General features: G+C 40.2%; 11 protein-coding genes and 1 pseudogene. 2 read left to right on the top strand and 10 right to left on the bottom strand.

The window, feature by feature from the left end:
* Window positions 1-178: 178 nt before the first annotated feature.
* Both II896_01290 and II896_01285 read right to left on the bottom strand, forming a co-directional pair.
* Entirely contained in the window at window positions 179-727 is a 549-nt protein-coding gene (locus II896_01290) for a hypothetical protein (GenBank protein ID MBQ4443279.1), read from the bottom strand.
* A gap of 365 nt (window positions 728-1,092) precedes the next feature.
* Complete coding sequence (locus II896_01285; GenBank protein ID MBQ4443278.1) at window positions 1,093-1,257, bottom strand: hypothetical protein; 165 nt, start codon at window positions 1,255-1,257, stop codon at window positions 1,093-1,095.
* A 372-nt stretch (window positions 1,258-1,629) separates the two neighbouring features.
* Here II896_01285 and II896_01280 point away from each other — a divergent pair, with 372 nt between their 5' ends.
* On the top strand, window positions 1,630-3,219 hold the full coding sequence (locus II896_01280) for a recombinase family protein (protein ID MBQ4443277.1): 1,590 nt from the start codon (window positions 1,630-1,632) through the stop codon (window positions 3,217-3,219).
* Window positions 3,220-4,235: 1,016 nt separating this feature from the next.
* Here II896_01280 and II896_01275 read toward each other — a convergent pair.
* From II896_01275 to II896_01240, 8 genes and pseudogenes are all read right to left on the bottom strand, one after another.
* A pseudogene (locus II896_01275) lies at window positions 4,236-4,658 on the bottom strand (recombinase family protein).
* A gap of 538 nt (window positions 4,659-5,196) precedes the next feature.
* Window positions 5,197-5,424, bottom strand: a complete 228-nt coding sequence (locus tag II896_01270) for a hypothetical protein (GenBank protein ID MBQ4443276.1) — start codon at window positions 5,422-5,424, stop codon at window positions 5,197-5,199.
* Window positions 5,425-6,269: 845 nt separating this feature from the next.
* Window positions 6,270-7,193: an alpha/beta hydrolase fold domain-containing protein gene (locus II896_01265; GenBank protein MBQ4443275.1), complete on the bottom strand. Its 924-nt coding sequence runs from the start codon at window positions 7,191-7,193 to the stop codon at window positions 6,270-6,272.
* Window positions 7,181-8,137, bottom strand: coding sequence for a fructosamine kinase family protein (locus tag II896_01260; GenBank protein MBQ4443274.1), 957 nt, complete (start codon window positions 8,135-8,137; stop codon window positions 7,181-7,183). Before II896_01260 ends, II896_01265 begins: the two co-directional genes overlap by 13 nt.
* A gap of 167 nt (window positions 8,138-8,304) precedes the next feature.
* Window positions 8,305-8,625 (bottom strand): hypothetical protein, encoded by a 321-nt coding sequence (locus tag II896_01255; GenBank protein ID MBQ4443273.1) that lies wholly within the window; start codon window positions 8,623-8,625, stop codon window positions 8,305-8,307.
* 158 nt (window positions 8,626-8,783) lie between these two features.
* The gene (locus II896_01250; GenBank protein ID MBQ4443272.1) at window positions 8,784-9,116 is read right to left on the bottom strand and encodes a hypothetical protein; all 333 of its coding nucleotides are present in this window, start codon (window positions 9,114-9,116) and stop codon (window positions 8,784-8,786) included.
* Window positions 9,117-9,130: 14 nt separating this feature from the next.
* On the bottom strand, window positions 9,131-9,643 hold the full coding sequence (locus II896_01245; GenBank protein ID MBQ4443271.1) for a TIR domain-containing protein: 513 nt from the start codon (window positions 9,641-9,643) through the stop codon (window positions 9,131-9,133).
* Window positions 9,640-10,089, bottom strand: a complete 450-nt coding sequence (locus tag II896_01240; protein MBQ4443270.1) for a hypothetical protein — start codon at window positions 10,087-10,089, stop codon at window positions 9,640-9,642. The genes II896_01245 and II896_01240 overlap by 4 nt, the downstream gene beginning before the upstream one ends.
* A 219-nt stretch (window positions 10,090-10,308) precedes the next feature.
* Between II896_01240 and II896_01235 the strand changes: the two genes are divergently transcribed.
* Entirely contained in the window at window positions 10,309-11,565 is a 1,257-nt protein-coding gene (locus tag II896_01235) for an ATP-binding protein (GenBank protein MBQ4443269.1), read from the top strand.
* Window positions 11,566-11,589: the final 24 nt, after the last annotated feature.

Raw genomic sequence — 11,589 nt, 5'->3', positions numbered from 1 at the left:
TGTCTGTCTGTCTGTCTGTCTGTCTGTCAAGATTGTCGCAAACTTCATCGGACTTGTCAACTCCTTAAATGTAAATTCTAAAATATTATATCATAATATTTGAAAAATATCAAGCTTTTCACTTGCTTTTAAGCAAATTCGGCAAATTTCACAAATCAACGCCGATAAATGGCTTTCTCTATTGTTTTGGTTCTCTATATTTAGCAAAAAAATTATCCCAATACGCTGACTTTTGCTCGGAAGTCATACCAAAAGTTGGATCGTCTTCTTCACGGAAAAGATTTATGATTTTTATCCCTTTACGCTTTGCGTAATTCATAGCCGTTTTCGCGCCGCTCGGATTCTGCTTTTTATCAACGTAGCAAATGAGCGTATCGCAGTCGTCTATCATCTTCCGATTGCTGACGATGATCTGCCGCTTGAAATGCTCGTCTTCAATGTCATACATAAAAGTGTTGACGTCCTGATACGGAACGTAATCAAATTCGTCTTTCTTCTCGACCGTATGATAACTTGTCAAAACTACGTCTATCTCAATATCGGGATAGGTATCTCGCGCTTTCCTGCAACAAGATAGCGCCAACGAATCGAACTCGCCGTGCGTTCCCATTATAAAACTTTTGCACCCGTTTTTGATTTGCTCGGCAATAGCGGCTTCAAGTCGTTCCTTGACCTTGTCCGAATAATACACTTTTCTATGACCGATAAACGCCGTCTTTTTATCCATATCACCGTCCCAAAGGTTATTTTGCGGCAATGATACCCATAAAAAATAAGATGCCGCCCTCATACGAGAACGGCAAATGCAGAATATACCGTTATCGCATAAGTCGCCAAACCTTGTTCACATCATACTCCAAAGTGACACGAATAAATCCGTATTTAAGGAACTGTTGTAAACGCGATAGAAGGTATAGTTCTACCACACATATAGTTCCCATAAATAAGGATAAATATTTAGTGTCACTTCAAAGAAGTGAGTTGACGTGAAAGATTATGCTTACACATAATCCAAGATTTGGCACCTTTATTATAGGTCATTTTGCGAGAAAAGTCAAACTTATATGCTTTATATAGGTAAGATTATTGCTTTTATTTGGGAATATCACCTTTATCCTTATAATAATCAACGACACAACGTAAAAGCGTGAGAAAAAACGCCTTCTGCTCGTCCTTTGATAGTTTTTCTAAACTCGGACGACCGATAGCGTAAACTTCACGCTCTTTTTCTTTGTTTTCTTTTTTATCGTTTTCCATAAGACTGCCTCCTGTTTTTTGAAGACAGTCTATAAGTCAAACTCGCAAGTTTCTTTCGACTTCAAAAATATTTTTTCACTTTTTTTCTCTAACTCGCAAATATCTTGCGACTTTAACTCGTAACCTTGTGGACAAGAAAGAAACAAGACGTTTTTTTCTTTCTCGTTGGAAAGCCTATCCGATTTCGGTCTTGAAACAGTCAACGGACAAAACAATGACCGAGCCACCGCAAGGGTAAAAAATATAGTGAGAACTTTCAAGAAACAAGACATCTCCCAATATTTTTTACTTTTCCTTGCAGTGTTCGCCGGAATCGGATTGATCGGTTTTCCGTCGAAAGACAAAAAAATAATTAAAGGAGTTGAATGAGTTATGAAGAAAGCAGTTATCTACGCCCGCTATTCCAGCGATAGTCAGACCGAACAGTCTATTGAAGGACAACTTCGCGTTTGCAAAGAGTATGCGAAAAACAATAATATCCTCGTTGTGGATACTTACATAGACAGAGCAATGACGGGTACAAACGATATGCGCCCGGACTTTCAGCGTATGCTCAGAGACAGCGCAAAGCGTCAATGGGAAATCGTACTTGTTTACAAGTTAGACCGTTTTTCCCGTGATAAGTATGAAACGACTATCCACAAACACACTTTGAAAGAAAACGGCGTCAAGTTATTGTCCGCAATGGAGAATATACCCGACAGCCCCGAAGGAATTATCCTTGAAAGTCTGCTCGAAGGTATGAATCAATACTACTCGGCGGAACTTTCCCAAAAGGTACACCGTGGCTTGAACGAAAGTTACAGGAAAGGACAATACACGGGTGGACCTATTATATACGGATACGACGTCGTTGACAAAAAGAACGTTATCAACCCCGAAGAAGGAGAAATCGTCCGTGAAATCTTTACGAAGTATTCGCAGGGATATACGGCGGTCGCTTTGGCACAAGACTTGAAAGCGCGGGGCATCCGAACGAAGAAAGGTATCTATATCACCGACAAGAAGATATATAAAATCCTTGCGAACACCAAATACAACGGCAAGATAAAGCACGGCAATGTTGTTTACGACAATATCTATCCGGCAATTATCGACGACGTATTATGGCAAAAAGTTCAGGATATCCACCGTGAGAACCAACACGCGCCGGGCAGAAAGAAGGAAATCTTCGATTTTATTCTATCGGGAAAACTCGTCTGCGGTGATTGCAAACGTCTAATGGTCGGCGAAAGCGGAACGAGCAAATCGGGCAATATCTACTACTATTATTCCTGCCTTGCGAAACGCCGGAAGCAGCACCCTTGCAAACTGAAAGCCGTTGAGAAACAATGGCTTGAAGATACGGTCATAAATACAACGTGGTCGCTACTTGCGGATAAAGGCGTCGTCAGATATATAGCCGAAACGCTTACACGGTTACACGAAGCAGAGAGCAAGAAGAACACGAACATAAAGAGCCTTGAAACACAAAGGCAAAACGCCTTGAAAGCGTCGCAAAATCTGATCGCCGCTATCGAACAGGGTATCATCACCGAGCAAACGAAAATCCGCTTAAAAGAACTTGAAGCGAAGATAGCAGGACTTGATTTCGATATCGAGCAAGAACGGCAAAGGAGTTATACGTTCCTGACCGCCGATAAAATCGAAAGTTATCTGAACGCCGTTATTTGTGGGGATATACAGGAAATGTCCGTCCGCAAGTTGATAGTGAAAACCTTTGTCCGTGAAGTCATTTTAGACAACGACAGCGTAACGATAACATACAATTTCTGCGACGATTATACGAAGTATAAAATCTCGCCCGAAAGCATAATCCAAGTAAAAAGGCAGTCCTTAAAAAAGACTGCCGATAATAAAACTTTGTGTTCGTACAAACTCCCTTCGCTTCCGCCAAGTGAAACTCGTTTGAACCCCGAAGGTTCAAGCGAGTTTTCTTTTGCGTTGTTTTGGTTGAATTGATCGCAAATGGTTTTGTTTTCGGTCGTGTCGATGGTCGTCGGACCGTTCGGATCGGTGTTGTAGAAGATAAGCACTCTGTCGTCGTACAAAATCACACGATTGATGAACGAATTGAAGAATTCGTTTTTCGCTTCGTCGCTTTCGTACTTTTTCCGTGCGAAATAGTTCAAAAAAGCGCGTACCTTTTCATAAGATAACGGCTCGGTTTGTCTTGACTTTTCTAAAGCGATCTTGCTTTCCAACTCTTCCTTTTGCGCTTCCAATGCGAGCATTCTATCTTTGGTCGTTTTCGTGACGACGCCTTGTTCCATTGCGGTGAGCAAGCCGTTTATCGCTTTTTCTTTGGATTTTAGCTCGTTTTCAAGGTTGGCGAGGTTCGCCGGTTTTGTTATTTCTGTGTTAAAGCGTTCCACCACGATCTGCGCGATTCGGTCGATGAATTTCGGTTTCAAGATATAGTCCACCGTCGTGTCGAACACGAGGTCTTCCAAGTCCTTTTGCTTGTAGTTTTTCTTACCACAGGCAGAATGATTCTTCTTGCGATTGAAACACTTGTAATAGCGATGGACTTTGCCTGTTTTGCTCGTGCCGGCTTCCGCCGTCATCATGCTGCCACAGTAGCCGCAGAACAGTTTACCGCTCAATATATACGGATTCTCCGCCTTACACTCACGCCGTTTGTGCTTGTGTTCGTCCATCATTTCGTTACACTCTCGGAATAGTCTTTCGTCCACGATGGCGGGAACGACGTTGATATAGACATTGCCGTTGGAGCGAACGATACCGATATACTTCTCGTTACGGATCATACGAGCAACGCTGTTCATATTGAACGCCGAACCCGCTTTCGTCTTGATACCGTCACGATTGAGCCTCTTGATGATGTCGTTCAGTTTTTCGCCGTTTCTGTACCGATTGAACACGTCTCGCACGACGTCCGCTTCAAAGGAGTTTATCACCCATCTTTTGTCCACGACGTCATAACCGAAGAGTCCGTAACCGCCGATGAAATATCCTTTGGTCAGGCTCTCACGAATACCACGTTTGACCTTTTGGGAAAGCTCGGCGGAGTAATACTCCGCCATACTTTCCAGTACGCCCTCAATCAAGATACCGCTTGCGTCGTTGCTGATATTCTCTTTTGCGGAGAGAACACGCACGCCGTTCTTTTTGAGTTTTGCTTTGTAGTTTGCGCTGTCATATCGGTTGCGAGCGAAACGATCCAATTGATACACGAGAACGAAGTCAAAGTTCTTTTTCTTGCTGTCTTCGATCATCTTTAAGAAATTTGGACGCTTGTCCGTCGTTCCCGTCAAGGCTCTGTCTATATATTCGCCGACGATCATAATGTTTTGCCGTTTGGCATATTCATAGCACTCGCGGAGTTGTCCTTCGATGGATTGTTTCGTTTGACTGTGCGAACTGAATCTTGCATAAATGACTGCTCAATTCATTGCCTTTCCTCCCGAATACGTTCTTTGGCGTAAGATATTGAAGGCTTCCGCCGTTTTTAACAAAGTCTATCAATACGTTTGCCTATATGTTTGCGCTTTTGTTGATTTGTTCCCGCGACAAGTCGCAAGGAGTTTTGTCGATCGCACCGCTTGTTAAATCCACGGTGACAACGTTCTTTACTTGGTGTTTTATTATTCATTCCTTTTGGACGGTGAGGGAATCCGATGTATTTTTTGCCCTCACTCTCACAAGGAATCTAAGGGAGTCCATTACGCCAATGCTTCTTCCGAGTAATCCTTTTCCCTACGTTAGCTGTGTATGTTCTTCATCCTTGAAGACGTTATTTATCCTGATTCTTCCGCTTTTCGAACTCTTCAATTTCTCCGCTGAAGAAATCATCGTATTCATCCTCGTCACAACTCGCCCTTTTGTCAGCCCTTTCAGTAACATCGGAAAGGGCAAGACTTTTCGGTCGGTTGCTCCTCTTCCCACAAATCTTTTGAAAAAAGTTTTGCGGGAGCCCTATTTGTCCGCTAATCCCAAATCTTTCTCGGCGGCTTCGTCCATTAACGCTTGATATCCCGCCCGGATCAGTTGGACTTTCGAATAACCGTACTCTTCGAGGAAAGCGTTTATCTCTTCCGCTTCTTTTCTGTTAACGCTCGTTCCCCAAACCATGCACTTGGCTTTCCGTTCTTCCTTGTGTCTATCCTCATATCTCTTATCTTTTTCCGCTCTCGGTTTCGTCATCTCTTTCATCTCCTTTGGTGAATATCATAATCGTATTGATACGACTGTCCATATTCTACTCCATTAACGAGGGCGTGTCAAACTCTTTCTCGTATATATACGACGAATATTTCTCCGCGCAGAGAGATATGGGCCTGTAATCTTTGGCAATTACTTGCCGAAAAAGGGAATGTGGGTTTCCCACTTGTCCACGAGTCGGATTGACGAAAATTATTGATTTTGGGAAATCCCTTTACCTGCTTTCCTCAAGCCTCCATTTCCTTACGGATTCCCAAAATTCTAAACGAAGTTTCTCTCCCGTCCGTGGCTGTCAATTCATAGGTCGATCTCTTGCATTCATAGGCATTCCTCCTTGTGTGGTTGTATTCAAACGAATATGCGCCGTTAAAAACAAAGGGCGAACAGACAAAACTCTACATGTGTTTCTGCAACACAAAAATAAGGTCTATCTGTTCGCCCGAAGTCTAAAGGTTCACGGTTTCGTACTGTTCTCTCCGCCCGCTCTTGGGTTTTTATGCGGTTTAAGTCAATACGGCTTCTGCCAATTCTAATCGCTTAACGAACGTCAGCAACAGGCAATGGTATTTTACCTGCCGCCCATATTCAGTTTGTACACTCATTATACAGCTTTTGAGCGTATTTGTAAAGGTTAAGGTGTTCGTTTTTGCGTACACCCTAACACTTTTTTCGGTGTTTTTTGCCGATTTCCATAGAGCAGGTAAAGGGAAAAACACCAAAACGCTTTTCCGAATGGCGTCGCCGGCGGCGCGCCGAACAATCGGGAAACCCGATTTTAGTTGTTCGTTTTATTTATTCGACGTGGGAAATATAAATTCCTTTAACGCTTACAATTGTTTAATTCTATCCTTCATTATCCCAAATGATCTTTTGGTTTCGGGAAAAAACGAAATTAACTGGAAATCGTGGAACATTCCGTCAAACATATGAAGTTCAACATCTACGCCGACTTTTCTCATGTTTTCGTAGGCAAGTTCGTTGGCACTCCTATCCATCTCCGCTTCGCCGCATATTAAAGTTACCGGAGGAAAACCTGTAAAATCAGCAAAACTCGGTGATACATAAGGACTGTTTCTGTCAAGGTCTTTGGCGAAAGCGGATATACGGTGTAAATATTCCCAATTCTCTTCCGGCTTTTTCCGCCTTGCAATTCCGCCAAACGGATCACGATAGCAATTCTCTACAATAGACTTCCCTGAATTGGTAGCATCTCCCCATAAAGAAAAGCAAATAACGGCAGCGGGCAATTTCATTCCGTTATCACGCATATAAAGTGTTGAAGCAAGCGCAAGATTGGCTCCCGCGCTATCGCCGATAATAACAATATCCTCTGCTTTTATTCCCTTCCGTAGCATTTTCTGAAACAGTGCAACCGTATCTTCGATCTGTGCCGGATACTTGTATTCCGGAAAGGTTCTGTAGTCAAGATCGTAAACCGTACAATAATCAAGCGTTCTGCTTATCTTTTCAGAAAGACGGCGATACATATCAATCAACCGTACCTTGTAACTTCCACCGTGCAACAGTAATACAACTTTGTCGTTGCCTTTCCGTTTTGCTTCAAGGATTTCATGATTAACACCATTTAGTTCGCAAATAGAATAATCGAATTCCTTTGCGGGCTTATAGTGTGATCGATACTTTTTTGTTTTCTTGCCGGCTTTATTGGATAATTCGGAATTATTTATAAGCGGAGAATGAAAGATAGCGCAAAGCAGAGTGCTTATAACCTTTCCACTTAAAGATTGCATTTATCCAACTCCTTATTCATTCTTTTAACAAGCGGCATAAGAATAAAATTAACTTTTACTCCCGAAATAATATAAGCATAAACCTCGTGATAGAGAGCATAAAAAGCAGTCTTTATATCGCATTTATCAGATACGGGATACTTTGCTTTGTAGGTAGCGTATAAACCGAATCTATCACCCGTCAAATTGCGAAGTTGAAACAACTCGTATTCTTTATCCGCCCATTTGCTTTCGAGCGGATCAATGATAGCAAGTGAATTCAGGTGCTTATCGCTCATAATGTTCATCACGTTCATATCGCCGTGAATTAGACTTGCCGTTTCTACCTTATCACTAAAGATATAATCAAAAGCGGACCACGCTCGTTCCATGGTATCAATGACCTTCTTTTCAAGTTTACCGTTATTCGATAAATCCCTTGCACAGTCCAAGATTTCAAGAGCAAACGGCTGATAAAAATCAAGCCACTCATCATAAACAGCATTCCCGATCAAACCGAATTTATCGTTTGTCCGCTCGTGCCAATGATGAATGATCGTAGTAATATCATCCGCAAAATGAGCTTTTGCCTTTTTTGAATTAAGCAGTTTCGCAAAATCCGTAAAACAATTTGTGCCTTCAACAAATTCCATACCTATAAAATCAATCGGTATTTCAGGTGATGCAAGAAAAGTAAAATACACTTTGGGAATTCTGGCAAGGCTATCCGATCCGAGCAAGGTGAGTTCATTTGCTTCACGCACGCAGATACCCTCTGTCCTGCACGCCTTCATAATAATAGTAAACGGCTCTTTGTCGATTTCAACTTTATATACGAAACCGAACGAACCACCGCCGACGTATTTGATATTCATGACTGTTGCGCTATATGTATTTTCAAGTACCGTCATTGCAAAAGTCTGTGCCTCTTTCTTGCTGACAGGACGAATTTCTCTTTGTTCCATACTCATTCTCACATGTTTTTATGTCGTTTATTTTATCATTTCTATATCTTTTTTGTCAATTACGGTACGCAACACAAACAAAAAAGACTTGGAATTATCTCCAAATCCGTATTCGTTGACTTCTCAAAAGTGCAATTTCCATAGTATTATTCTCACAAAACCACGAATTATTCTTTTTTTGAAATAATCTGATAGAGTAAATCTAGCGCATGCGTTTGCACCCCGGTTTTCTTCTGTGTGTTCCACGTACGCTCCCATTCTATTAAGTTATCTTCGGTTAAAGGTGTTAATTTTTTTAAGTATTTTTCTACGTCATGGCTAATTTGCAGGCTACTATCAGTAAAAGTATTTCTTATACTTTCAGCAAGAATTCGTTGTTGACGCCCTTTTTGTTCTATTATTGAAGTTACAAATAATTCATGATAAATCCATGGTGATTCCGTTTCTTCTTTTTTCTTACTTCCTATTTTATCAAGTTCATTTTTCATATTGATTGAGTTTGGCGTATTAAAAAAAATAATGCATTCCGTTTTGTCAATCATTTCTGTTAATGCGCTCGATAGCATCATATGTACATGACTGGTCGTATAATTGCGCAGATTATAGTCATAAGTCTTAGTCCTTAGATTATAACAATACTTGTTGTCTATTTTTTTAATAATTCGTCGCAATACCCCCAACAGCAAGAGTCAATAAAAGCCGTTAACCCGAATACTTCGTGCAGCCAGCCAGCAAAAGCTTTAACTCGATTAATGTCTCTATGAGAATGGGAAATAAATATGTCTTTTTTAGATATTGAAAACCAATCGTTTTTTAGAGCTGTTCCATTAATTACGCCATCTTCTGATATATAATTAGCTAAACTGTCTTGTACTTCTTGTTGGTGTTTTTCAAATATTGCACTCCCTTTTGAGAGATGGCTATTTAGTTTACTGTTAAAAAAATAATCCGTTGGCTTAAAATTAAATCTTGAATACATGGATTTATCTCCCTTTAATTATCATAGTATTTTTTACTTTTTAAGGGCATACAAGGATTAGCGTGATTCGTTTGTATATATTTGTTTTGTGAGTTTGATACGGCTTTTTGTATTAGGTCTATTATATCCTTTTTTAATCTGTCCCATGCTGTCCAAACCACATAATCTTTGTTATCCCATAGTTTGGTTGGAAATGTGTTTAGATCAATAGAATTAAGAGGTTCATTTCTCGTAGGTAATATAACGCCTATGATTCCCAGTCTATTTCCCGGGTTTCCTTTTAATGCCGTGTGTATCTCTCTATCAACGTGTGGTCTACTATATGTTTCTTTTCCTATTAAGCATAATAACACATCACATCTTTTGAGTTTATTGCAAATAAAACTCTTTATACTCTCTGCAGTCTTCCCATTAAAATCCGCATCCTCCGGCACTGCATAATAATCTATTCCTTGCTCGATAAGAATGCTCTCGACTTTATGCCGATAATTTGAATCTAATCTATGATAGCTTATAAATACTTTCATAACAAAGCCCCAAGTAAAATGAGTCCAATAATTATTAATCCATAAAAACAGATAGTCGAAACAGATGCTAAAAAAGCGCGGAAAAATGAATATTTCCATCCCTTATAACGATTTAATGCCATTTCAAATTCTTTTAAGTTCTTTTGTTCAGCCACTGGCGTTATTCCCGCAACATCATTATAAATCCCAATAAACTTATATTCTCTAGAAAGGTAGAACGCATCAAGAACCCAAAACAACACTGTCGGTGCGATGCTAATCCAAATAAACAGTTTATTGCCTGTATCCTCTGAGACGGTAGAAACATAAATGGCGATCAGCGCTGATACAATCGCAATAGCCCATCCTTTCATTTGGAACGAGCATTGATTCATCCTTGTAATATTTGCTTGTAAAAATTCAAGGTGTTTATCGTTAATCTTATCTTTTACATTATCCTCTTCCATTATCTAAACCTCCGCATTTACTTCTATTATAACACAATTTATCAATATAGTAAATCCGTTAATCGAACACATTTAACAATAAAACACCGAAATCTCTATATTTCATTTAATTGCAACAGTTGCATTTTTTCGTAAATGTGTCTTGACTTATTATTAAGTCTATTGTATAATGGATATGATAAATGTAAAATGTTGCAATTATCCGCAATGGAGGATGAAATGGAAAGCATCAAACGAGATATATATCTCAAAAGGCTGATTGACAGAGAACAAAACGGATTAGTCAAAATTATTACCGGAATTCGACGTTGCGGTAAATCCTATCTTCTTAATAATCTTTTTTATGATTACTTAAAAGGAAAAGGGATTGCTGATAGTCACATCATCAAGATTTCTCTCGACGATGATGAAAATGAAGATCTACTCTTGCCAAAAGCATTAAGCCGTCACATCAAAAGCTTGATTGTTGACAATGACCTTTACTACATTTTACTTGATGAGGTCCAACTCGCGGACAATTTCGTTGGCGTTCTGAACGGATTGTTGAAACGGCCCAACGTAGATATTTACGTCACCGGTAGCAATTCGAAGTTTTTATCTACCGATATCGTGACCGAGTTCCGCGGACGCGGGGACGAGGTTAGAATTCTACCGCTTTCATTCTCGGAGTTTATGTCTGTATATGATGGAAGTGTATCCAACGGCTGGAAGGATTATTATACCTATGGCGGTCTTCCCCTTGTCCTTTTGCAAAAAAGCGAAGAAGCAAAGATGAATTATCTCAAAGGACAACTGAAAAACGTTTATCTCAACGATATTATTGATCGGAACCACGTTCAAAACGAAGAACAGATTAATGCTGTCGTAGAAATTTTGGCATCAAGTATCGGTTCACTTACCAACCCATTGAAATTGTCCAACACTTTCAAGAGCGTAGCCAATTTGCCTATTGCGGATAAAACAGTTTCCAACTTCCTATCATATTTAGAGGACGCTTTCCTTGTTGACAAGGCAAAGCGATACGACGTAAAAGGTAAGAAATACCTATCTACCCCATCGAAATACTATTTTACCGACCTCGGCTTGCGTAACGCCGCGCTCGGATTCCGCCAACAAGAAGAAAACCACATTATGGAAAATATTATCTACCTTGAACTCATCAAGCGTGGTTTCTCCGTAGACGTTGGGATCGTAGAAGTCGCCAAGCGCAACGAAGAAGGCAAAGTCGTTCGCAACTATTATGAAGTAGACTTTATCGCTAATCGCGGCAACAACAAATTTTATATTCAGTCAGCGTTTGCGATGGACGCCGAAGAAAAGCAAGAACAAGAAAAGAAATCTTTGATAAAAATAAAGGACTTCTTCAAAAAAATAATCATCGTCAAGGACGATATTAAGCGCAAGCGCGACGAAAACGGCATCGTAACTATGAGCATTTACGACTTTTTGCTCGATGAAAACAGTATCGATTACTAACTGCATTTAGAAGGAATAGTTTTG

This window comes from Clostridia bacterium, assembly GCA_017394805.1.
GTDB lineage: Bacteria > Bacillota > Clostridia > Christensenellales > CAG-1252 > RUG14300.
The sequence above is the reverse complement of the archived record's forward strand: the minus strand, read 5'-3'. Positions and strand labels throughout refer to the sequence as shown.